This window comes from Clostridium putrefaciens (assembly GCF_900461105.1).
Taxonomy (GTDB): domain Bacteria; phylum Bacillota; class Clostridia; order Clostridiales; family Clostridiaceae; genus Clostridium_L; species Clostridium_L putrefaciens.
The window spans coordinates 1,884,374-1,909,082 of sequence record NZ_UFWZ01000001.1 but is presented as its reverse complement, the minus strand read 5'-3'; the positions used below and the strand labels follow the sequence as shown (position 1 = coordinate 1,909,082).

The following is a 24,709-nucleotide window of genomic DNA, read 5'->3' as shown; positions in this document are numbered from 1 at the left end:
TACAGTATAGTTTTCTAAAATCTAAATATTATACTTAAAAGTTTTACTTATCAGGGCAATTGCATTTAAAAACTTGAGTTAAATCCCTTTACATAGTAGAATTTATTTAATAATATTACTAATGTAAAGGGGATTTTTATAATTATGTATAACGAACTTTCAAATTCTTTTATAAGCATTTCAGACCCAAGAGATAATAATTCAAAACATAAGCTTATTGATATACTAACAATAGCAACTTGTGCAATAATATGCGGAGCCGATACCTGGACAGATATAGCTCAATATGGCACATCAAAACAAGAGTGGTTTTCAACATTCTTAGAGCTTAATCATGGGATACCATCCCATGATACTTTTGGAAGAGTATTTTCTATTATTAATCCAAAAGAATTTCAGGAAGCGTTTATTAAGTGGATCAAAGATATTTCTGATAAAGTTACTGGTGACGTAATTGCCATAGATGGCAAGACAGTTAGGCATTCCTTTGATACAAGTAACAATAAATCAGCTATTCATATGGTAAGTGCATGGTCAAATCAGTTGGGTTTAGTTTTAGGTCAGATAAAGGTTAATGATAAATCAAATGAAATAACAGCAATTCCAGAATTATTAGATAAGATAGATATAAATAAATCTATAGTAACAATTGATGCTATGGGTACTCAAAAAAATATAGCTAAAAAAATAATCAAAAAGGGCGGAGATTATGTTTTAGCTTTAAAAGGTAATCATAAAAACTTTTCCAACGATATAAAATACTTTTTTGAAGAAGAATCTAAGAATAAATTTGCTGATGTTGAATATAGTTTTTTCAAGACTACTAACAAAGACCATGGCAGAATTGAAACACGTAAACATTACTTAATTAACGATTTAAACTGGCTTTCACAGAAGTCAGAGTGGAAAAACCTAAATAGTATAATTATGGTTGAATCTGAAAGAACCATAGGCGATAAAACATCTAAAGAAAGAAGATATTATATTTCGAGCTTAACAGAAAATGTTGAAAAAGTTGCTGATGCCATTAGAAAACATTGGGGAATAGAGAATAGCTTACATTGGATTTTAGATATTGCTTTTAGAGAAGATGATAGCCGAATAAGAATTGAAAATGCAGCTGAAAACTTTGCCATTTTAAGGCACATAGCTTTAAACTTATTAAAAAATGAAAAATCAGTAAAGATTGGTGTAAAAGCTAAAAGGCTCAAATCCGGTTGGGATAATGATTATTTAAAAAAGGTTTTAACTTCAATCCAATAGGAATATCGTTTTCATAAAGTTATTACAGTTCTAATATCTTAAGTAAACGTTATATTAAACTTCTGTATTTTCAAGTGCAACAATATCCTTATACTACCAAAATATGATTAAACTTTAGCTCATTACAATATAAGGATGCAATTGCCCTGTTTTACTTATGATGTCGTATTGAAGAAAATGTAGGTTTTATGATATAATAGTATAGAAAAATCAAAGATAAATATTTATTTTAAGTTAGGAGGAAATTTTATGTCAGGGCACTCAAAATGGCACAATATACAAGCTAAAAAAGGTAAGGCAGATGCTAAGAGGGGTAAAATATTCACTAAAATAGGTAAAGAATTAATGGTAGCAACTAAAGCTGGGGGACCGAGTCCGGATATAAACTTTAAACTAAGGGATGTTATTGCAAAAGCTAAGACTAATAATATGCCTCAAGATATTATAACTAGGGCTATAAAAAAGGCTACTGGGGACTTAAGTGGCGTTGTATATGAAGAAATAACTTATGAGGGATACGGACCCTCTGGTATAGCTGTAATTGTAGAGGTTTTAACAGATAATAAGAATAGAAGTGCAAGTAATGTAAGACATGCATTTACAAAACATGGTGGGAATTTAGGCGCTAGTGGCTGCGTAAGTTTTATGTTCACAAGAAAAGGACAAATAGTAATTGAAAAGAATGAGTCTTTAGATGAAGATGAATTAATGATGATTGCTTTAGATGCTGGAGCAGAGGACTTTGAATCAGAAGATGAGGTATATATTGTAACTACTGGATTTGAGGAGTTTAGCACTGTTAGAGAGGCCTTAGAAGAAAAGTCTATAGAGTTCCTAGAGGCTGAAATAAAAATGATACCAGATACATATGTTACAATAGATGAAGAGGTATCTGTTCATGTACAAAAGATGTTAGATGTGCTAGAAGAGGATGATGATGTGCAAAATGTATGGCACAATGCTGAATTCCCAGAAGGCTGGGAACAATAAACAATAGTGTGATTTGATGTATAAGGTTTATTTTTTTGGACATAATGTCACTAAGGAGTGATGTTATGAAAGTAAAAAAGAATGTATTATTATTTGTTATAGGGATATTTTTAGTTGGTTGTTTATTTTTTGTAGGATATTTTATAGGTGGATCGAAAGAAGCATCTTTAGATAAGAGCACAAGTGGTAATTTATCGGTGTATGATTCTAAACAAGAAGAGCCTTTAGATGATTATTTGTCCTTAGTTTTAAAAGAGGTGGATGAAGCAACGGGCGATTCTACAGTAAAATTAAAAAAGACTATAAAGGAGCTTAAAATAAAGGAAAAGGATAATATTACTAAAAGCTCTTTAGAAGAGATTTATCTTAAAGAAGGATATGAACTATCTTCAGTAAGTGATAAAGAGATAATTCTAGTTAAAAAAGTTGAAAAGTCTTTTGAACCTGGAAGGTATTACTTAGGAGAAGAAAAAGGTTTTGTAGCAATATTTAAGAGTGATGATAAAGGTAAATTATTTATAGAAGATTATAAAAAAGATATTATAACACGAAGAGTAGAAAGTTTACCCGAGGGAGATAGAGTTTTACTCAAAAATAATCAGTTGAAATTTGATACTAAAGAGGAAGCTTACGATCAAATAGCTGAAATAGAATCATAAAGTATTTAAAAGCGAGGGCAGATCTTAAAAGGATACTTGTTCTCGCTTTAAACCTAGCTCCATAATGTTAATAAACTTAATATTTCAAAATAAAACTATCATTATTGAATTATTTTAGTGGAAATGTTAAAGTAATATATAGATTTTAAATAAATATGGTATAAGGGGTAAATAGATTGTATGAATATATAAAAGGCGAATTCAAAGGCATGCATAAAGATTATATAGTAATTGAAAATAATGGTATTGGATATAAGATATTTACATCAGGAAGTACTCTTTCTAATATGCCTAAGATAGATCAAACTGCTTTGATTTTTATAGAGCAAGTTGTAAGGCAAGATTTTATAGGATTATATGGTTTTATAACTAAAGAAGAATTAGAAATGTTCAAATTACTTTTAACTATAAATGGTGTTGGGAGCAAAGCAGCACTTTCTTTATTATCTATATCTACTGTTAAAAGACTTAAGTATGCAGTTTTTACTGAGGATGAAAAGACACTTATTAGGGCTCCTGGAATAGGCAAAAAGACAGCTCAGAGAATTATATTAGAGCTTAAAGACAAGATAAAGGTAGAAGATGTGGAGATGGAAGACTTAAAGGGAAATAATGCTGAAGATAAGTTGTTTAAAAACATACAAGAAGAAGTAGTTGAAGCGTTATTATCTTTAGGATATACAAAAAGAGAAGTAGAAAGTGCTCTTAAAGGTTTAAAGCCTTCAGATTCTGTTGAAACAATGATAAAAGACTGTCTTAAGTACTTAATGAATTAAGGAGGGCAAGTTTTGGAGGAAGAGAGAATTATTTCTGCAAAATCTAAGGAAGAAGATCTTACTAATGAATATAGTTTAAGACCTCAAAAATTAAAAGAATACATAGGCCAGGAAAAGGTTAAAGAGAGACTAGATATATTTATAAAGGCGGCCCAAAATAGAAAAGAATCATTAGATCATGTATTACTTTATGGCCCCCCAGGTCTTGGGAAAACTACACTTGCTAATATTATAGCCAAAGAAATGGGCGGAGATTTAAAGGTTACATCAGGTCCAGCAATAGAAAGAGGCGGAGATTTAGCAGCTATCCTAACAACTATGAAAGAAAATGATGTATTATTTATTGATGAAATTCACAGACTAAATAGAAGTATTGAAGAAATACTTTATCCAGCAATGGAGGATTATGCATTAGATATAATTATAGGGAAAGGTGCTTCAGCAAAATCTATTAGACTTGATTTATGCAAGTTCACTCTAATTGGTGCCACCACACGGATTGGTCTTTTAACATCTCCTCTTAGGGATAGATTTGGTGTGCTTTGTTCAATGGAGTTTTATACAGATGAAGAACTAACAGAAATAATAATAAGATCTTCTCATATACTAGGATGTAGTATAAATAGACAAGGGGCTTTAGAGATAGCTAGAAGGTCTAGGGGTACACCAAGAATAGCAAATAGATTGCTTAAAAGAGTGAGGGATTACTCAGAGGTTAAAGGTCATATGAGTATAGATTATAAAACTGCAAGACTTGCGCTAGAACTTTTAGATGTTGATGATATGGGATTTGATAGAATTGATAATAGAATATTAGATGCTATAGTAGATAGTTTTAATGGTGGACCTGTTGGGATAGAAACTTTATCATACTTTGTAGGTGAGGAATTAGATACAATACAGGATGTGTACGAGCCGTATCTTTTGCAAAAAGGTTTTATAGTAAGAACACCTAGGGGAAGAATGGCAACAGAAAAAGCATATATTCATTTAAACAAATTAGAAAAGTTTAATTTAAATAAAGATAAACCAACTCTTTTTGGAGAGTAACTTTACGTAAGAGGTGTAGTAATTGAAAGTTAGTGATTTTGATTTTGATTTACCAGAAGGACTTATTGCTCAATATCCTTTAAAGGATAGGGCTAAATCTAGAATTATGGTTTTAGATAAATATACTGGGGAGATAGAACATAAAATATTTTATGATGTACTAGACTATTTAAATAAAGGAGATACTTTAGTACTAAATAATACTAGGGTTATACCTGCAAGAATTATAGGGGAAAAGCAAGATTCAGGTGGGAAAATAGAATTTTTGTTATTAAAAAGGACTGAAGGCGATAGCTGGGAAGCTCTTGCAAAGCCTGGTAAAAGAGCAAAGGTTGGGGCTGTATTTAATTTTGGAGATGGAAGACTAAGGGCTGAAGTAACTGGGGTTAAAGAAGATGGGAATAGAATAATTAAGTTTTGTTATGAAGGTATATTTGAAGAGGTCTTAGATGAGCTTGGACAAATGCCATTACCACCTTATATAAAAGCTACATTAGAAGATAAGGAAAGATACCAAACAGTTTATTCTAAAGAAAGCGGTTCAGCAGCAGCTCCTACTGCAGGGTTACACTTTACAGAAGAACTTATTAAGGCCATTGAAGAAAAAGGAGTTAATATTGCCTACCTTACTTTACATGTGGGGCTTGGAACATTTAGACCGGTTAAGGTGGAAACTATAGAAGAGCATGATATGCATTCAGAGTATTATCATATAGATAAGGAAAATGCAGATATAATAAATAGAACAAAAGAAAGTGGCGGAAAAGTTATTGCTGTAGGAACCACATCTTGTAGAACGTTAGAAACATTAGGGAAAGATGGATTTCCTTTAAAAGAAAGTAGTGGATGGACTAATATATTTATATATCCTGGATATGAATTTAAGGTTGTAGATAGATTGATTACTAATTTTCATTTGCCAGAGTCTACACTAATAATGCTTGTAAGCGCTTTAGCTAAAAAGGAAAATGTAATAAAAGCTTATGAGTTAGCTATAGAAGAAAAATATAGATTTTTCAGTTTTGGAGATGCTATGTTCATCAAGTGATTCTTACACACAGGTGGAGTTTACTTATAAGGGATACATCTCTCTATCTGAGTCTTAGAAGAACTTATAGAGGGACGTAGCAACCGTCATCCCACGCCTTTAATAGGGTAGGATGTTGCGGATGGTAGCCATCATATAAAATGGTTAACAAATCAATATAATATTACTACGATTTGAAATATAATTGTTAAGAGAAAAGGGTGAAATGATGTATAAATTACTTAAAACTTCAGGGAAGGTAAGAAGGGGAGAGTTTAAAACTCCTCATGGAACTATTCAGACCCCGGTGTTTATGAATGTTGGTACTTTGGCTGCTATAAAGGGAGCGGTATCATCTATGGATCTTAAGGAAATAGAGTGTCAAGTGGAACTTTCTAATACATACCATCTTCATTTAAGACCAGGAGATAAAGTGATTAATAAACTAGGTGGGATACATGAGTTTATGAATTGGGATAGACCAATATTAACGGATTCTGGTGGATTTCAAGTATTTTCATTAGCTAGCATGAGAAAGATAAAAGAAGAAGGTGTTTATTTTAACTCGCATATAGATGGGCGAAAGATATTTATGGGACCAGAAGAGAGTATGCAGATTCAAAGTAATTTAGCATCTACAATAGCAATGGCTTTTGATGAATGTATACCAAATCCATCTTCAAGAGAATATGTTGAGGCGTCAGTGGATAGAACAACTAGATGGCTTACTAGATGTAAGAATGAATTAGATAGACTGAATTCTTTAGAATGTACTATAAATAAAAAACAAATGCTTTTTGGAATAAATCAAGGTGGAGTTTATGAAGATATAAGAATAGAACATGCAAAAACTATATCTAAATTGGATTTAGATGGCTATGCTATAGGTGGTCTTGCAGTAGGGGAAAGTCATGAAGACATGTATAGAATAATTGATTCTGTTGTGCCACATCTTCCTCAAGATAAACCTATATACCTTATGGGTGTAGGTCTTCCAAAGAACATACTTGAGGCTGTAGAGAGAGGTGTAGACTTTTTTGACTGTGTTTTACCAGCTAGAAACGGTAGGCATGGACATGTGTTTACAAAGAGTGGAAAGATAAATATTATGAATGCCAAATTTGAATTAGATAAAAGCCCTATAGATGAAGGCTGTGATTGCCCAACTTGTAAGCACTATACAAGGGCTTACATTAGGCACTTATTTAAAGCTAAAGAAATGCTAGCTATGAGACTTTGCGTATTGCATAATTTATATTTTTATAATAAACTAATGGAAGAAATAAGAGATTCTATAGATGGCGATTATTTCAGTGACTATAAAAAACAAAAACTCACAGAGTGGGGAGAGGTTTAAGAAAGGAGGAGTATTAATGTCACAAATATTAAGAAATATCTTACCGATAGTAGTAATGCTTGGACTATTTTATGCAATTGTGTTTATCCCAGAAAACAAAAGAAGAAAAAAATATTCTAGTATGCTTCAAGATTTAAAAGCAAATGATGAAGTATTAACCCGTGGTGGAATTATGGGTAAAGTTATAAACATACAAGATGACTTTGTAATAATTGAAAGTGGTCCTGAAAGATCAAGACTTAAAATATCTAAACAAGGTATTGCTAGCGTAGTTGAAGAAAAAGATAAAATAATAGAATAATAATGTAATAAAACACCTCCTATCTTCATAATTATTAGTAGATAGGAGGTGTTTTATTTTGAAAAATAATGCTTTTGTAAACAATCTAATAAAGGGTACGGTAAGATCTTTTTTATTAACCATAATAATGGTAATTTTCTATTCGATATTAATGAGGGTTATAGACTTAAACAGTAATGTAAGTTCCGTTGTGTACCTTATAATAACTTCTTTAAGTGTAATATATGGAGCAATATATGTGGCAAGAGCTAATGGAAAGAAAGGCTGGCTTAGTGGAATGATATTATCATTAGTTTATATGATTTTAATAATGTGCATATCAGGATTTATGCAAGGATTTAAAGAAATTCTAAGTCTGTATGCATTTTATAGAATACTTATAGCTTTGGGTATGGGGGCATTATCAGGAATGTTAGGAATAAATCTATAAAAGTGCTTTATTTAAGGATATAATTGTGATACAATGAAACAGAAAACGTTGATGAATGGAGGATGAGGACATGAAACATATAAAGACTTTAAACAAATCTAATATAAAAAATAGCTTAAGTAAACCTGGATGTAAAGAGTGTGCAAACTCATGTCAATCTGCATGTAAAACATCTTGTACAGTTGCTAACTTAGCCTGTGAAAACTAATTTTTAAAATGCATGGCAGTAACTTTAAATGTTACTGCCTTATGTTCGTTAGGGGGAATATTAATGTCATTAATACACAAATTTATTCAAAATGATGATTATTATGTTATAGATGTAAATACCGGAAGTCTACATATGGTGGACGAACTTGTTTATGATATTTTGGATGAAAATAAATTGCAAAATGATCAAATAATAATAGAAAAACTAAAGCTTAAATATTCTAAAGAAGATATAACTGAGGCTTTAAAAGATATTAATGAACTTGTAACAGAAGGGTTATTATATTCTGAAGATTTATATGAGGGTATTGCAAGGAAAACAGATAAAGAAGACTCATCTCCATATATAAAAGCGTTATGTCTTAATATAATCCATGATTGTAATTTAAGATGTAAATATTGTTTTGCTGATGAAGGCGAATACAAAGGTGCAAGAAAAACTATGTCTGCAAAAGTAGGTAAAAAGGCTATTGATTTTGTTATAGAAAAATCAGGACCTAGAAAAAATATTGAAGTTGATTTATTTGGTGGAGAGCCTTTAATGGCTTTTGAAATTATAAAAGAAATAGTAGATTATGCAAAACAACAAGAAAAAATTTATAATAAAAATATTAGATTCACTATGACTACTAATGCAACTTTACTAAATGATGAGATGATTGAATACCTAGACAAAAATATGGGGAACATAATATTATCTATAGATGGAAGAGAATCTGTAAATGATGCAGTTAGAGTTAGAAAAGATGGTAGTGGTACACAAAAATCTATATTACCTAAGATTAAAAAGATGGTAGAAAAAAGAGATAAATCTAAGCAATATTATGTTAGAGGAACATTTACAAGAGAAAATACAGACTTTTTTGAAGATGTTATGTATCTTGCAAAAGAAGGGTTTAAAGAAATATCAATAGAACCAGTTGTACTTCCTGAAGATCATGCGTTATCTTTAAGAGAAGAGGATTTAGAAACTATATTTAAACAATATGATAATCTATATGATGAAATGCTAAAGAGACATAAAGAAGGTAATGAATTTAAGTTTTACCACTTTAATATAGATCTTCAAGGTGGTCCTTGTGTATATAAGAGAATATCAGGTTGTGGAGCAGGGCATGAATATGTGGCCGTAACTCCAGATGGTGAAATATATCCTTGCCACCAATTCGTGGGAAATGAAGATTTTATTATGGGTGATATATTCAAAGGAGATTTGGACATGGAAATGTCTAATAAATTTAAAAAGGCTCACATTTATAATAAGCCTGTATGTAAAGAATGTTGGGCTAGGTTCTACTGTAGTGGAGGATGTCAAGCTAACAACTTTAACTTTAATGGGGATATGAATATTCCATATGAACTAGGATGTAAAATGCAAAAGAAAAGAATAGAGTGTGCTATAGCACTAAAAGCTCAAACTATGTAATGTAAAAAGGTGGATATTATTGACTAATAATATACTAAAGGATATAATTAAGCCTATCAGCATTTAGCGAGGGGGATAAACATGAAGTTAAAAGGTAAAAGTACAATTTTGTTTGTAGTAATAATCTTAGTCATTGGATTTTTAGGTTATGTTGGAGCCTTTGGTTTGAATATTGGAAATTATGAACTTAAGTCTTTTGACAAAGTCATAGCAAAAGGATTAGACCTACAAGGCGGTGTATCAGTACTACAAGAGGTTGCAACTGAAGATAAGGTATCAACTGAAGATTTAGAAACAACCAAAGAGTTACTTTCAATGAGAGTAAACAAGTTAGGTGTAGGAGAAACGTCTTTAAGTACAGAAGGAAACAATAGGATAAGAGTAGATATACCAGGAAGTTTTGATTCAAAATCTATTGTAGACACACTTACAAAGACTGGAGACTTAAAGTTTGTTGGACCAGGAAATGATACTATCCTTACAGGTAAGGATGTAAAGAAAGCTACAGCGTTTGTAGATGACAAGGGTCAAAATATAGTAAGCCTTGAGCTAAATGAGGACGGTACCAAAAAGTTTGCAGAGGCTACAGAAAAGTATTTACATCAGAATATAACTATATACATGGATGAAGAAAAACTAACAGATCCACAAGTACAAAGTATCATAAGCGATGGAAAGGCTACCATTACAGGCAATAGAAATTATGATGAGGCTAAAAAGCTTGCAGGAGTAATTCAATCAGGAGCACTTCCCATCCCACTTAAAACAGTATCCATAAGGACTGTTGGACCTACATTAGGTGCTACAGCGATACCTAGTAGTTTGAAAGCAGGATTAGTTGGAATATCCTTAGTATTCTTATTTATGATGTTATATTATAGGGTTCCAGGACTTTTAGCAGATATAGCATTAGTTTTATATATCTTATTGGTATTATATGCATTCATATATATAGGTGCGGTGCTTACATTACCTGGAATTGCAGGGTTCTTATTAACAATAGGGATGGCGGTAGATGCAAATGTGCTCATATTTGAGAGGGTTAGGGAAGAATTAAAGACAGGAAAATCAATAAAATCGGCTATAGACTCAGGTTTTAATAGAGCACTTTCTTCTATTTTAGACTCAAATATAACTACAATAATTGCAGGAATTGTACTTTATTATCTGGGCTCAGGCGCAGTAAAGGGATTTGCATTAACTCTTATGGTAGGTGTTATTTTAAGCATGTTTACTGCAATAACAATTACTAGATTATTAGTAAATTTAGCTTTTAACATAGGAATGCTAAGTAAACCATCTAGATTTGGTGTAAAGAGGGGGTAGTATTAGTGCTTAAGATAATAGAAAAGAGTAAGATATGGTTTTCTATATCTATAGTGTTAATAGTTATAAGTATATTTTCTTTAGCTATTAATGGACTAAACTTTGGTATAGATTTTAAAGGTGGTACAAAGGTTTTAATTGACTTTAGAAAAGATTTTTCTAAGTTAGAGGTTGAGGAAGAAATAATAAAAAGGTATGCTAATGATGCAGTTGCAACTAAGGTAGAAGGCAGTCAATTAGAAATAAAAAGTAATAACTTGGATACGGAAAAGGTTTCAGAAATGTTTAAAGAGATAAAAGATAAGTACTCTTTAGAAGATAGTGCATTAGTATCTCAAGAGGAAATAGGAGCATCTATAGGTAAAGAACTTACCAAAAAGTCTATAATAGCTTTATTAGTAGCAACAATTGGAATGCTTGTTTATGTAAGGATAAGATTTGAACTTAGTTTTGCACTAGCGGCTATATTAGCTCTTTTCCATGATGTTATTATAACTTTGGGGATTTATTCAGTATTTAAATTACCTGTAAATTCACCTTTTATTGCAGCAATTCTTACAATAGTAGGATACTCAATAAATGATACTATTGTAATATTTGATAGAATAAGAGAAAATCTTAAAATTATGAGAAGAAAAGATATTAGAGAGGTAGCAGATGCAAGTATAAACCAAACACTTACTAGATCAATTAATACAGTTTTAACTACTTTAATAACAATAGTTAGTGTTTATATATTTGTGCCAGCGGTTAGAGAATTTACATTCCCTATAACTATAGGAATACTTTGGGGATCTTATTCTTCGATTTTTGTTGCAAGTCCATTATGGGTAGTATTTAAAAGAAAATTTAATAAATAATATTAATTATAAATAAAATTTATAAGCATAAATCTTCAATGCTAGTTGAAGATTTATGTTGTTTTTTACATCAAGTGATTCTTAGACTCAGGTGGAGTTTGCTTATAATGAATACATCGATCCATCAAAGGCTAGAAGAACTTATAAAGGAACATAGCAGCCGTCAGCCCCCACCTTGAGGAATAGAGGGATGTTACGGATGGTAGCCAGCGGATAAAGTAGTTTGTATAATTGAAAAGATTCAATTATAATTAGTTTCTAAGTAATTTGGAGGAGTTTAGATATGCACAAAAATGGAGAAAATATATATAGCTCGAAACAATGGTGTGAATATGATCCATTTATGTTTAATGATATGAAGTTTAGCATTGATAGGTTAGTGAATGCCATTAATGAGCGACAAAAAATAGTAGTATATGGTTCTTCAGAATTAGATAGTATATTTGGGGTATCCTTGTTACTGTTAGTTTTAAAATATTTAAATGCAGATGTAGAGTATTATATTTCAGAAGATATTAGTGAAAACTGTAAATTAGACAGTGAAGTTATAAAAAATCATATAAAATTTTTAGGCGCAGATGTATTAATATCAGTAGGCTGTTTAGTTGAATCGAAGGAACAAGAATTATGGTGTAAAAATATGGACCTTGATATTATTATCGCAGATAATAGACCTGAAAATGATTATGACTGCTTCCTGGTATTAAACCCTAATGTAAGGGATTCTAATTATAAAGAAAAGGATCTTTCTAATTGTGGAGTGGTTTTTAAGTTATGCCAAGCCATAGCTAGTTATTATAATATGAAAAGTATAAATAAGTACATAGACCTAGTTATGCTTGGAACAATAGCTTCAGGAAAAGAAATTAAGGGCGAAAATAAAATAATATATGAAGCAGGATTAAAATACCTTACTCATACAAATAATTATGGGTTAAAGGCGTTATTAAAATATCATAACATTCGAGAATTTAACAAAGAAAACTTGACAAAGATAGTCTTTTTATTAACACCAACGTTAAACGCTATAGGTAGAATGGATAATGCTAGAATTGTTGTAGAGCTTTTAACTACAGAGGAACCATATAGAGCTGTACAGATATCTAAGTATTTGAGTAAAGAGGTAAACAATAGCATTTTAAATGCGTAACATTTTTTTATTTATGGAGGGGTAATAAGATGAACTTTAAAGAAAAAATAAGAGTAATAGAAAATTTTCCAAAGGAAGGTATAAGCTTTAAGGATATAACAACGTTAATAGGCGATGGTGAATCTTTAAAAGCTACAATAGATAGTATTGTAGATCATTTAAGAGATAAAAACATTGATGTTATAGTAGGTCCTGAAGCTAGAGGATTTATATTCGGAGTTCCGGTTGCCTATGCTTTAGGAGTTGGATTTGTACCTATTAGGAAAAAAGGGAAATTACCTTATGAAACTATAAGTGAAGAGTATAACTTAGAATATGGAAGTGACATATTACAAATTCATAAAGATTCTATAAAACCAGGACAAAGAGTGGCAATAATAGATGATTTACTTGCTACAGGTGGAACTATATGTTCTGTAGCTAAATTAGTAGAAAATACGGGTGGGGAAGTCCAGGCTATAGATTTTGTAATTGAACTTACAGATTTAAAAGGGAGAGATAAGCTTAAAGGTTACGATGTTATGTCTTTAGTAAAATATGATATATAGCTTCATTGAAAAATATTAATATATAATATATAATTATTAAAAACAATGGCTGGTTATATAACCAGCCATTGGCTTTATACATAATGCTAAATATAATGAAAGTTTTTTAGAGGAGAGTAGTCCAATGCTAGAAAAATTAATGAGGAAAATTGAAAAGAATTCTAATATTGTAGATAAGGAATTTATAGAAAAGGCTTATAACTTGGCTAATTATGCTCATGAAAAGCAAAGAAGGGAATCAGGTGAACCTTACATAGTTCATCCAGTGGAGGTTGCGTGCATTTTAGCAGGTTTTGGTATGGATGAAAATACTATAGCAGCTGGATTACTTCATGATGTTATAGAAGATACAGACTATAGTTTTGAAGATATTGAAAGAGAATTTAATAAAGAAGTGGCGATTTTGGTAGACGGTGTCACAAAACTTGGAAAGATAAAATATAAAACTAAAGAAGAGCAACAAGCTGATAATGTAAGAAAAATGCTTCTTGCTATGACGAAAGACATAAGGGTTATCCTCATAAAACTAGCAGATAGATTGCATAATATGCGTACACTTAGATATATGCCTGTAGAAAAACAAAAAGAAAAGGCAAAAGAAACCTTTGATATATATGCACCATTGGCCCATAGACTTGGAATGTTTAAAATAAAGTGGGAATTAGAGGATTTAGCATTTAGATATATAAACCCTAATGAATATTATGATTTAGTTAGACGTATAGCTGAAAAGAGAATTGAAAGAGAAGAGTACATTAGTACTATAATATCGGATCTTAGTAATAGGCTAGAAAATGCATCCATTGAATCAGATATCGAGGGAAGACCAAAGCATTTTTATAGTATATACAGAAAGATGGTTAATAAAAATAAAACTATTGATCAAATATTTGATTTAACTGCTATAAGAATACTAGTAGATAATATAAAAGATTGCTATGCAGTTTTAGGTATAGTTCACACTGTATATAAACCTATACCAGGAAGATTTAAAGATTATATAGCTATGCCTAAACCTAATATGTATCAATCTCTTCATACAACTGTAATAGGACCTCAAGGAAAAACTTTTGAAATACAAATAAGGACATTTGAGATGCATAAGACTGCAGAATACGGTATAGCAGCTCATTGGAAGTATAAAGAAGGAGATAAAGGTCAAGGTGAGGGTGGCGATTTAGATTCAAAATTTTCTTGGCTTAGAGATATGTTAGAATGGCAAAAAGAAACTTCAGATGCAGAAGAATTTATGGAAGGATTTAAAATAGATTTATTTTCAGATGAAGTTTTTGTATTCACACCTAAGGGTGAAGTTATAAATTTACCTTATGATTCAACACCTATAGATTTCGCTTATAGAATCCATACAGATATCGGTAATAAGTGTATAGGATCTAAGGTAAATGGAAATATGGTACCACTTGATTATAAACTTAAAACAGGTGAGATAGTTGAAGTTTTAACTTCATCTACACCTAAGGGACCTAGTATTGACTGGCTGAACATAGCAAAAAGCAATCAAGCAAAAAGCAAGATAAGAGCATGGTTCAAAAAAGAAAAAAGAGAAGAAAATGTATCAAAAGGTAAAGAGATACTTGAAAAGGAATCTAAAAAGCAAGGATATAACTTTGGAGAGATTGCTAAAGGTGAAATTTTTGATAAGGTATTAAAAAGATATAATTTTAATAATATAGATGATTTATTTGCAGCTGTTGGTATGGGGGTAATTGTACCGTCTACTGTAGTTATAAAATTAAAAGAAGGAACATCTAATAATAGCAGTAGTGCTCTAGAAAGCTTACAATCAAAAATTACAGAGGATAATATAAGTCATCATGATGAAAAGCCTATGAATGATAAAGGGTATGGAATAACAGTAAAAGGGCTTACGAATGTATTAGTACGTTTTGCTAAATGTTGTAATCCAGTTCCAGGTGACGGTATAATAGGTTATATAACTAAAGGAAGAGGAATATCGGTACATAGATCAGATTGCAAAAATATAAAAAGTATGGACGAAGATGATGATGGAAAGTTTATAGAAGTAGAGTGGGGAAATAATAGAATTGATGGGTATATATCAGAGGTACAACTAAAAGCTGAAGATAGAAGCGGTCTATTATCAGATGTTATGGTTGTAATTGTAGAATCTAAAATGAATTTGCATGCAATTAATGCTAAATCTATTAAAGGCAATATAGCAACTATAAATGTAAGATTAAAAATAAATGATATTGAACAACTTAAAGAATTTATGAAAAAGGTTAAAAAGATACAAGGGGTTATTGAAGTATATAGAAAAAAATACTAAGGAGGTGAATGCATTGAGAGCTGTAGTTCAAAGAGTAACGAGTTCTAGTGTATCTGTAGATGGAAAAATCATATCAAATATTAATATGGGACTTAATGTATTACTTGGTATTTCCATAGATGACACCATAGAAGATGCAAAATATTTAAAAGATAAAATATCCAACCTTAGAATTTTTGAAGATGAGAATGGTAAGCTTAACAAATCCTTAATGGAAGTTAAGGGAGATATTCTTATAATTTCTCAATTTACTTTATATGGAGATTGCACAAGAGGTAGAAGACCTAGCTTTATTAAAGCTTTGTCTGGAAAAGAAGCAGAAAAGTTATATGAATACTTTATTTCTCTTTTTAAAGAGGAAGATTTAAATGTGGGTACTGGAATTTTTGGAGCAGATATGAAAGTATCTATTGAAAATGATGGACCTGTTACTTTAATATTAGAAAGTAAAAAGACTTTTTAAAAGGAGGATTATTATAGATGATAATAAAAAGAATACCTGCAGGAGTTTATGCTGCTAATTGTTATGTGATTATGGATGAATCTACTAAAGAAGCTGTAGTTTTAGATCCCGGGGGTGATGAAGATGATATTACGTCATCAATAGAACAACTAGGTGCTAAGATAAAATATATCTTACTTACTCATGGACATGTAGATCATACTGGTGGGGTTATAAAGCTTAAGGATGAATATAAATGCAAAGTAGGAATAAACCAAATGGATGAAGAATTAATGATTAATGGTGCCTATATGTTTGGAGAGCTTGAAAATCATGAACAGGTTGACCTTCTATTAAAAGATGGAGATATTATATCTTTTGGAGATAAGAAAATAGTAGTTTTAGAAACACCAGGTCATACTCCAGGGGGAGTGAGCTTTTTAGTAGAAGATAAGGTTTTTACAGGAGATACCCTTTTTGCTGGCTCCATAGGAAGAACAGATTTAACTGGTGGAGACTTTGAAACTATAATAGATAGTATAAAGACTAAGTTAATGGTCTTAAAAGAACAAACTATAGTCTACCCAGGTCATGGATCTGAATCTAGCATTGGAATAGAGAAGAAAAGCAATCCATTTTTATAATATGGATAGGAGTAAATTATGAGTATTAATATAAAACTAAATAATATGGATTATAGATATGAAGTTTATCAAATTGTGAGTTTGTTCCATAGCCTAGAAGAAATTACTTTCTCTAAAATAGAGGAAATAAAACTTTCTAAAATAGAAAAAAGCTTTTGTATAGATATAGAAGAAAAGTTTATGGAGATATCAGGGGAAGGCTCAACTAAAAACTTTGAATTTAATGAAGAAGATATCAAAAAGAATCAGATAAAAAGATATATTTACAGTTATTTCAGTAAATTATATTCAGTGGAATTACCTTGGGGTACATTAATAGGAATTAGACCTAGTAAGATAGCATTAAATTTGATTAAACAAGGATATTCAGAAGAAGAAATAATTGAATATTTTCATCATAAGTTTCTGGTTAAAGAAAATAAGGTTAAGCTTTGCATAAATGTTGCAAAGCATGAGAGAAACTTTATAAATACAAATAAAAACAATATTAGCATATACCTAGGTATGCCATTTTGCCCTACTAGATGCCTGTATTGTTCATTTACATCTAATCCTATATCAGGGAATAAAAGTTTAGTAGAGCCCTATATAAAAGCTTTGGCAAAGGAAATAAAAGAGTTATCTCATTTTATAAAGTTAAAAGATCTTAATATTAATACCATATATTTTGGGGGTGGAACACCAACAGCTGTTTGTGATACTGATTTCGAATATGTAATGAAAAATATATATGAAAATTTAATTAGGGATTTTAACGTAACAGAATTCACTGTTGAATGTGGAAGGCCAGATTCTATAACAAAAGCTAAGTTAGAAACAATGAAAAGCTATTTAGTGGATAGGATTAGTATAAATCCCCAAACAATGAACGATAATACACTTAAGATTATAGGTCGAAATCACTCGGTAGAAGATGTTATAGATAAATTTAATATGGCTAGAAATTTAGGGTTTGATAATATAAACATGGATATAATTTTAGGACTTCCAGGAGAAAAGTCAAAGGATGTTAACCATACCTTGGATGTTATAAAAAGTATAGCACCAGAAAGTATAACGGTTCATGGACTTTCAGTAAAAAGAGCTTCAAAGCTATATGAAGATCTAAAATTAAAAAGGATTTATGAAATTGCAAGTCAAGATGAAATCACAAAAATGTATGATGGAACAAAGGTTGTAGCAGAAGGTTTAGGTATGAGTCCTTACTATATGTATAGGCAAAAAAATATGCCTTGTAACATGGAAAATGTAGGTTACAGCGTTTTGGGTAAAGAGTGCATATACAACATGCAAATCATTGAAGAAAGACAGACTATAATTGCCCTAGGAGCAGATGCCGTTTCAAAGGTAGTGTTTTTAGATGAAAACAGAATTGAAAGATTTGCAAATATAAAAGATATAGGGGAATATATAAATAGAATTGATGAAATTATAGAAAAAAAGAAGGCTTTATTAGAAACCCTATATAAATAATTAGATATTATAAAGTGTGATTTTAATAAATTTAAGTTTTAAGTAAGGATGTGAAGTTAATTGGCTATAAATATAAAGGCACCAAAAGGAACAAAGGATATGTTGCCACAGGATGCATATAAGTGGCACTATATAACAGACACTCTTTCAAATATAGCAGAGAATTATGGATATAGAGAGATAAGAACACCTATATTTGAGCACACAGAACTTTTTACAAGGGGTGTTGGAGAAACCACAGATGTAGTTCAAAAAGAGATGTATACCTTTGAAGATAAGGCTAAAAGAAGTATAACACTAAAACCAGAAGGTACTGCACCCACTGTAAGAGCATTTATAGAAAGTGCATTATATAGTGAAACTCAACCTACAAAAATGTATTATTTTACCCCTGTATTTAGGTATGAAAATGTACAAAAAGGAAGACTTAGACAGCATCATCAATTTGGAGTTGAAGCCTTTGGAGTATCAGGAGCATCCTTGGATGCTGAAATTATAAGTATTGCTATGAATGCTTATGAGAACTTTGGGATAAAAGGGTTAAAGCTGAAGATAAATAGTATAGGATGCCCAGTTTGTAGGGAAAGGTATAATGAAGTATTAAAAGAATTCTTAAAAGAAAACTTAGAAGAACTATGTGATACCTGTAAGACTCGTTATAGCAGGAATCCTATGAGAATTCTAGATTGCAAAGAAGAAAGCTGCAAGGTAATAACAAAGAATGCTCCTGTTATATTAGAATATATTTGTGATGAATGTAAGATACATTTTGAGGACCTAAAACTTCACTTAGAGGCTGTAGGTATAAAGTATCAAATAGATCATTATATAGTAAGAGGGCTTGATTATTATAGTAAAACAGTATTTGAAATTGTAAATGATAATATTACTGTATGTGGTGGAGGACGTTATGATTATTTGATAGAACAAATTAATGGTCCTAAGATGCCAGCAGTAGGTTTTGGAATGGGTATGGAAAGACTACTTATGACATTAGATGAAGAGGGCATAGAAATACCAAAACCTGTGATTATTAATATGTATGTAGGATCTATTGGGGAAGAGTCAAATTTAGAATCATATAAAATAACCTATAAATTAAGGCAACAAGGCATTAAAGCCGAATGTGATCATCTAAAAAGAAGCGTTAAAGCTCAGATGAGATATGCTAATAAAATGGGTGCTGAGTATACAATGATACTTGGGGAAAATGAACTTAAAGAAAATAAGGTTAAGATTAAAAGAATGAGTGATGGTGAACAGTTTAATGTAGAATTAAACAATATAGATGCAATTATTGACACAATGAAAAATAACTTACAGTAGGAGGAAATATAATGAGCGAGGCTTTAAATGGACTTAAACGCACAAAAATGTGTGGAGAGTTAAGAGAAGAAAATATAGGTGAAACTATTACTATTATGGGATGGGTTCAAAGAAAGAGAAATCTAGGTGGACTACTTTTTATGGACCTAAGAGATAGAACAGGCATGCTTCAGGTGGTTTTCAAAGAAGATGTAGCTGAGGAAGTAGCTATAAAAGGAGATGTCATAAGACCAGAATATTGTATTGCAGTAACAGGAGTAGTTGTAAAAAGAGAATCAATAAATGCTAACATGCCTACAGGAATGGTGGAACTTAATGTAGAAAATATAAAGATATTATCTGAATCAGAAACACCACCTATATATATAAAAGAAAATTTAGATGCTGCAGAATCTATAAGATTAAAGTATAGATACTTAGATCTTAGAAGACCTGATATGCAGAGTATATTTTATATAAGACATAAAGCATCTAAAGCTATAAGAGACTTTTTAGATAAAGAAGGATTTTTAGAGATAGAGACTCCAATGCTTACTAAAAGCACTCCAGAAGGTGCAAGAGACTACCTAGTACCTAGTAGAAACTATGAAGGCATGTTTTATGCATTACCTCAATCGCCACAGTTATTTAAGCAATTATTAATGGTGTCAGGTTTTGATAGATATTTCCAAATAGTTAAGTGTTTTAGAGATGAAGATTTAAGATCTAACAGGCAACCTGAATTCACCCAAGTAGACCTTGAGATGTCATTTGTTGAAGTAGATGATATTATGACACTAAATGAAAGATTAATATCAAAAGTTTTTAAGGAAGTTTTAGATGTAGATGTAGAAATACCTTTTAAAAGACTTACATACAAGGATGCTATGGAAAGGTACGGATCAGATAAACCAGATTTAAGATTTGGTATGGAGATAAAAGACATAAGTTCAGTAGTAAAAGATTCAGAGTTTAAAGTGTTTAAAGATGCTTTTGAAATAAAAGGTTCAGTAAGAGCACTTTGTGTAAAAGGCGGATCTTCTATGGGAAGAAAAGATATAGATAGATTAGGAGAGTTTGTAAAGACTTATAAGGCAAAAGGACTTGCATGGATATCGTTAAAGGATGAAGAAATAAAATCTCAAATATCTAAATTTTTAAGTGAAGATGAATTAAATGGAATAATACAATCTGTAGAAGGAAAACCTGGAGATTTAATATTAATTGTAGCAGATAAAAATTCTGTGGTATTTCAAGCTTTAGGAGCTTTAAGATTAGAAATTGCTAAAAAACTTGAAATATTAAAAGATAATAAAGAATTTAACTTTTCATGGGTTACAGAGTTCCCACTTGTGGAATATAACGAAGAAGAAAATAGATTTCAGGCAGCACACCACCCATTCACATCTCCAATGGATGAGGATATAAAGTATCTAGAATCAGATCCTGGTAGAGTTAGAGCTAAAGCTTATGATATGGTTCTTAATGGGGAAGAATTAGGTGGAGGAAGTATAAGAATACATGATTCTAAGCTTCAAGAAAGAATGTTTAATGTTTTAGGATTTACTAGCGAAAGCGCATGGGAAAGATTTGGATTCTTATTAGAAGCCTTTAAATTTGGACCACCGCCTCATGGTGGATTAGCTTTTGGTCTTGATAGAATAGTTATGTTTATGGCAGGAACAGATAATATAAAAGATGTTATTGCTTTTCCTAAAAATCAAAATGCATTCTGTCCACTTACAGAAGCACCAAATGTGGTGGATTTAAAGCAACTTAATGAACTTGGAATAACATTAATTAAATAAATATTTTTAAACTAATACCCTATTTTGCAACATTAATTATATGTGGAATAGGGTTTATTTTTTGTTGTTGATATAGTGTAAAACCTATGTTATAATAATTTGACTATACCTGGTATAGGTATGCGTAAGGAGTGATTTCATGGAAGATAGAAGTGATGATTTAAAAAAAGATATATATGTACGATTAAGAAGAATTGAAGGTCAAGTAAAAGGAATACAGAATATGGTGGAGAAGGAAGCCTGTTGCAAGGATATGTTAGTGCAAATTGCTGCTGTTAGAGCGGCTATAAATAAGGTAGGTGGGCTCATGCTGGAGAACTATGCAATAAACTGTATGGACTTAGAAAAAAATAAGGAAAATAATGATAAGATTGAAAATTTAGTCAGTACACTTTTAATGTTTTTGAAATAGTCAAGAATATATAAGTATACTTTTTAGAATTAATACCAGTGGTTATTATATTTATACAATTATAAGGTGGATGAATATCCGCCTTATAATTGTATAAATAATTTTATGTGAATAAGTTTAATAGTAGGTAGAGGTAGAGGTAGTAATAATTAAAAATACATAAGTATTAAAAATTCTTTTTAGTTTTTGAATGTGTAAAGTTTTTTGTGCGTATAAATTTTGAGATGGAAGAAACAAAAACAATCCCAATTGCTAATGCTCCAGCTTTATATAATGTATCAATACCAATATTTAAAGATTGTTCTACATTTCCTTGTATAGACTCTAACATAGTATAGTACATACCACCTCCAGGAACTAAGGGAATTAATGCGCAAATTGTAAAAGTAGTTACTGGAGTTTTTAAAATTCTAGCTAAAATTTCTGCATATATACTAAAAATAATAGTACTAAAAAATAAAGAAGATAAATCTGAAAAATTAAACTTCAAAAACAGTAGATAAAAAAATAAACTTATGGATCCGCCAATAGATGCAAATATCAACTTTTTACCTTTTATGTTGAATAATATTCCAAAGCCTAAAGTTGTTATAAAAGAATAAACTATTTTTAATATCATATAAAAAGACCTCCACCATATAAAAACCAAAAACTTAGAATAATACCTGATCCAACTGCTATGCCAACTGCAATTAACATGGCTTCAGCGGATCTTGCAAGGCCTGCAACTAAGTCGCCAGCTATAGTGTCACGAATCGCATTAGTTATTGCTATTCCCGGCACTAAAAGCATTATAGAACCTATAATTATCTTATCTATACTAGATGAGATACCTATTATAACAAATAATATGGCTAATGTTGAGGATACCATACCACCTATGATATTTACAAAAAAGCTGTTTATGTCTAGTTTAGAAGCGTAAATGGTTATAGATTGAATAATGCCACCAATAAAGAATGACGCTAAAAAGTCTCCATGGCTTCCACCAAATATAAGGGTGAAAAAGGCTGCAATAAAGGCTGAGGCAAGTATAGTGATTTTGTATCCATATCTAGGCTGATTTTCTATGATTTTAAGTTGTTCTAAAAATTCATCAGCAGTAATACCTTTAGATTTAATATTTCTTGATAAATCATTTACTGAGGAAATCTTTTCTAAGTCAATGTTTCTATTTCTTATTCTTTTTATTATAGAAACATTATTACCGTATATATCAGTAGCTGATACCATTATACCTGTAGGAGTTACATAACTGTCTGAATTTTTTATAAGGTAAGCTTCACATATTCTAGAAATAGTTTCCTCAACTCTATAGGTTTCTCCACCATTTTGAAGCATCACACGTCCAGCTTCAGTAGCGATAGAAATAATTTTGTTAACGTCCATATATATCACCACTTTCTATGTGACTTTTCACATGTTTTATTAAATTTAATTATATCATAAAAAGAAATGTCTAAGAGTTTGTTTTGAATATTAAAATTATTTTGAGTTTGTTGTAAATTATAGTTGAAAAATATCCTGTTAAAACCTATAATGGGGTAAGAAAGATATTTTTCATTTATAATAACAATTTAAAGGGGTGTATGATATGGAATTTTCATATTTAGAAAAAACTGATGGGAAAATATTAGATATTATAAAAGAGGAAATGGAGAGACAAGAATATAATATAGAACTAATAGCTTCAGAAAACTTTACTAGTAGAGCTGTAATGGAGGCTGTAGGATCACCTTTAACAAATAAATACGCAGAAGGATACCCTCACAAAAGATATTATGGCGGTTGTGAAGTTGTTGATAAAGCAGAAGATTTAGCTAGAGATAGAATGAAAGAATTATTTAATGCAGAGCATGCTAATGTACAACCACATTCTGGATCACAAGCTAATATGGGAGTATATTTTGCAGTATTAAAACCAGGAGATACTGTACTTGGGATGGATTTAACTCATGGTGGACATTTAACTCATGGTAGCCCAGTAAACTTTTCAGGTAAATTATTTAATTTCATATCCTATGGTGTAGAAAAAGATAATGAGCAAATTGATTATGAAAAGGTTAGAGAAATGGCTATAGAACATAAGCCTAAAATGATAGTTGCAGGAGCTAGTGCATATCCAAGAGTTATTGACTTTGCTAAATTTAGAGAAATAGCTGATGAAGTAGGAGCATATTTCATGGTGGATATGGCTCATATAGCAGGACTAGTTGCAGCAGGAATTCATCCATCACCAGTTCCTTATGCAGACTTTGTAACTACTACAACACATAAAACTTTAAGGGGACCTAGAGGCGGGGCGATATTATGTAAAGAAAAGTTTGCAAAAGAAATAGATAAGAGCATATTCCCTGGAATGCAAGGTGGACCTTTGATGCATGTTGTAGCTGGAAAGGCTGTTTGCTTTGAAGAGGCTTTAAAAGATTCATTTAAAGATTATATGAATCAGGTGGTTAAAAATGCAAAGGTTTTATCAGAAGAACTAATAAGATATGGATTTAGATTAGTGTCTAATGGCACTGACAACCACTTAATATTGCTAGACTTAAGCAATAAGAATATTACAGGAAAAGATGCAGAAAAGTTATTGGATACGGTTGGCATAACTGTAAATAAGAACACTATACCTTTTGAGACTTTAAGTCCTTTTGTAACTAGTGGAATAAGAATAGGAACACCTGCAGTTACTACTAGAGGATTTAAAGAAGAAGATATGAAGGTCATAGCAAAACTTATAAATGAAGTTATAGAAAATAGAGATAAAGATATTTCAAGCGTTAGACAAGAGGTAGTTGAACTTTGTAAGAGATTCCCTCTATATAACTAAACTTAATATAAAAGATTATTAATAAAAATGTGAAGGATTCCTTCACATTTTTATTTTTTAAAAGTATGTTATAATAGTGACATATAATACATAAGTAAGTAGGAGGAATTA

General features: G+C 30.9%; 25 protein-coding genes. 23 read left to right on the top strand and 2 right to left on the bottom strand.

Annotated features, from left to right (window positions below):
• Positions 1 to 144: 144 nt before the first annotated feature.
• The 22 genes from DY168_RS08420 (at position 145) to DY168_RS08320 (ending at position 21,768) form a co-directional block, all read left to right on the top strand.
• On the top strand, positions 145 to 1,263 hold the full coding sequence (locus DY168_RS08420; RefSeq protein ID WP_115640208.1) for an ISAs1 family transposase: 1,119 nt from the start codon (positions 145 to 147) through the stop codon (positions 1,261 to 1,263).
• Between the two features lie 249 nt (positions 1,264 to 1,512).
• Positions 1,513 to 2,253 carry a YebC/PmpR family DNA-binding transcriptional regulator gene (locus tag DY168_RS08415; RefSeq protein WP_115641368.1) on the top strand — a complete coding sequence of 247 codons (741 nt, stop codon included), beginning with the start codon at positions 1,513 to 1,515 and terminating at the stop codon, positions 2,251 to 2,253.
• 65 nt (positions 2,254 to 2,318) lie between these two features.
• Complete coding sequence (locus DY168_RS08410; protein ID WP_115641367.1) at positions 2,319 to 2,912, top strand: hypothetical protein; 594 nt, start codon at positions 2,319 to 2,321, stop codon at positions 2,910 to 2,912.
• 176 nt (positions 2,913 to 3,088) lie between these two features.
• Positions 3,089 to 3,688, top strand: a complete 600-nt coding sequence (gene ruvA, locus DY168_RS08405) for a Holliday junction branch migration protein RuvA (protein WP_115641366.1) — start codon at positions 3,089 to 3,091, stop codon at positions 3,686 to 3,688.
• 12 nt (positions 3,689 to 3,700) lie between these two features.
• Complete coding sequence (gene ruvB, locus DY168_RS08400; protein WP_423237231.1) at positions 3,701 to 4,738, top strand: Holliday junction branch migration DNA helicase RuvB; 1,038 nt, start codon at positions 3,701 to 3,703, stop codon at positions 4,736 to 4,738.
• Between the two features lie 22 nt (positions 4,739 to 4,760).
• On the top strand, positions 4,761 to 5,786 hold the full coding sequence (gene queA, locus DY168_RS08395) for a tRNA preQ1(34) S-adenosylmethionine ribosyltransferase-isomerase QueA (RefSeq protein WP_115641365.1): 1,026 nt from the start codon (positions 4,761 to 4,763) through the stop codon (positions 5,784 to 5,786).
• A gap of 208 nt (positions 5,787 to 5,994) precedes the next feature.
• Complete coding sequence (gene tgt / locus DY168_RS08390; protein ID WP_115641364.1) at positions 5,995 to 7,122, top strand: tRNA guanosine(34) transglycosylase Tgt; 1,128 nt, start codon at positions 5,995 to 5,997, stop codon at positions 7,120 to 7,122.
• A 16-nt stretch (positions 7,123 to 7,138) separates the two neighbouring features.
• On the top strand, positions 7,139 to 7,423 hold the full coding sequence (gene yajC / locus DY168_RS08385) for a preprotein translocase subunit YajC (protein WP_115641363.1): 285 nt from the start codon (positions 7,139 to 7,141) through the stop codon (positions 7,421 to 7,423).
• 58 nt (positions 7,424 to 7,481) lie between these two features.
• Entirely contained in the window at positions 7,482 to 7,853 is a 372-nt protein-coding gene (locus DY168_RS08380; RefSeq protein ID WP_172556306.1) for a TIGR04086 family membrane protein, read from the top strand.
• 70 nt (positions 7,854 to 7,923) lie between these two features.
• On the top strand, positions 7,924 to 8,061 hold the full coding sequence (gene scfA, locus DY168_RS08375; protein WP_035794446.1) for a six-cysteine ranthipeptide SCIFF: 138 nt from the start codon (positions 7,924 to 7,926) through the stop codon (positions 8,059 to 8,061).
• 63 nt (positions 8,062 to 8,124) lie between these two features.
• Positions 8,125 to 9,489, top strand: coding sequence for a thioether cross-link-forming SCIFF peptide maturase (gene scfB / locus DY168_RS08370; protein ID WP_115641361.1), 1,365 nt, complete (start codon positions 8,125 to 8,127; stop codon positions 9,487 to 9,489).
• Positions 9,490 to 9,570: 81 nt separating this feature from the next.
• Entirely contained in the window at positions 9,571 to 10,815 is a 1,245-nt protein-coding gene (gene secD / locus DY168_RS14675; protein WP_172556305.1) for a protein translocase subunit SecD, read from the top strand.
• Between the two features lie 5 nt (positions 10,816 to 10,820).
• Positions 10,821 to 11,675, top strand: a complete 855-nt coding sequence (gene secF, locus DY168_RS14670) for a protein translocase subunit SecF (RefSeq protein ID WP_172556304.1) — start codon at positions 10,821 to 10,823, stop codon at positions 11,673 to 11,675.
• Positions 11,676 to 11,958: 283 nt separating this feature from the next.
• Entirely contained in the window at positions 11,959 to 12,825 is an 867-nt protein-coding gene (locus DY168_RS08360) for a DHH family phosphoesterase (RefSeq protein WP_115641360.1), read from the top strand.
• 29 nt (positions 12,826 to 12,854) lie between these two features.
• On the top strand, positions 12,855 to 13,373 hold the full coding sequence (locus tag DY168_RS08355; protein WP_115641359.1) for an adenine phosphoribosyltransferase: 519 nt from the start codon (positions 12,855 to 12,857) through the stop codon (positions 13,371 to 13,373).
• A 124-nt stretch (positions 13,374 to 13,497) separates the two neighbouring features.
• Positions 13,498 to 15,684 carry a RelA/SpoT family protein gene (locus DY168_RS08350; RefSeq protein WP_115641358.1) on the top strand — a complete coding sequence of 729 codons (2,187 nt, stop codon included), beginning with the start codon at positions 13,498 to 13,500 and terminating at the stop codon, positions 15,682 to 15,684.
• Between the two features lie 13 nt (positions 15,685 to 15,697).
• Positions 15,698 to 16,147, top strand: a complete 450-nt coding sequence (gene dtd, locus DY168_RS08345; protein ID WP_115642449.1) for a D-aminoacyl-tRNA deacylase — start codon at positions 15,698 to 15,700, stop codon at positions 16,145 to 16,147.
• Between the two features lie 17 nt (positions 16,148 to 16,164).
• A complete protein-coding gene (locus DY168_RS08340; RefSeq protein ID WP_115641357.1) occupies positions 16,165 to 16,770 on the top strand; it encodes an MBL fold metallo-hydrolase in 606 nt (201 codons plus the stop codon).
• A gap of 18 nt (positions 16,771 to 16,788) precedes the next feature.
• Positions 16,789 to 18,243, top strand: coding sequence for a coproporphyrinogen III oxidase (locus DY168_RS08335; protein WP_115641356.1), 1,455 nt, complete (start codon positions 16,789 to 16,791; stop codon positions 18,241 to 18,243).
• A 66-nt stretch (positions 18,244 to 18,309) separates the two neighbouring features.
• Positions 18,310 to 19,569 (top strand): histidine--tRNA ligase, encoded by a 1,260-nt coding sequence (gene hisS, locus DY168_RS08330; protein WP_115642448.1) that lies wholly within the window; start codon positions 18,310 to 18,312, stop codon positions 19,567 to 19,569.
• Between the two features lie 11 nt (positions 19,570 to 19,580).
• Entirely contained in the window at positions 19,581 to 21,356 is a 1,776-nt protein-coding gene (gene aspS / locus DY168_RS08325; protein WP_115641355.1) for an aspartate--tRNA ligase, read from the top strand.
• Positions 21,357 to 21,495: 139 nt separating this feature from the next.
• Entirely contained in the window at positions 21,496 to 21,768 is a 273-nt protein-coding gene (locus DY168_RS08320) for a metal-sensitive transcriptional regulator (protein WP_115641354.1), read from the top strand.
• A 166-nt stretch (positions 21,769 to 21,934) separates the two neighbouring features.
• Here DY168_RS08320 and DY168_RS08315 read toward each other — a convergent pair whose 3' ends face one another.
• Both DY168_RS08315 and DY168_RS08310 read right to left on the bottom strand, forming a co-directional pair.
• A complete protein-coding gene (locus DY168_RS08315; protein WP_115641353.1) occupies positions 21,935 to 22,387 on the bottom strand; it encodes a threonine/serine exporter family protein in 453 nt (150 codons plus the stop codon).
• Positions 22,384 to 23,157 carry a threonine/serine exporter family protein gene (locus DY168_RS08310; RefSeq protein WP_115641352.1) on the bottom strand — a complete coding sequence of 258 codons (774 nt, stop codon included), beginning with the start codon at positions 23,155 to 23,157 and terminating at the stop codon, positions 22,384 to 22,386. Before DY168_RS08310 ends, DY168_RS08315 begins: the two co-directional genes overlap by 4 nt.
• Positions 23,158 to 23,362: 205 nt before the next feature.
• Here DY168_RS08310 and DY168_RS08305 point away from each other — a divergent pair, with 205 nt between their 5' ends.
• Positions 23,363 to 24,598, top strand: coding sequence for a serine hydroxymethyltransferase (locus tag DY168_RS08305; protein WP_115641351.1), 1,236 nt, complete (start codon positions 23,363 to 23,365; stop codon positions 24,596 to 24,598).
• The last annotated feature ends 111 nt before the right edge of the window (positions 24,599 to 24,709 follow it).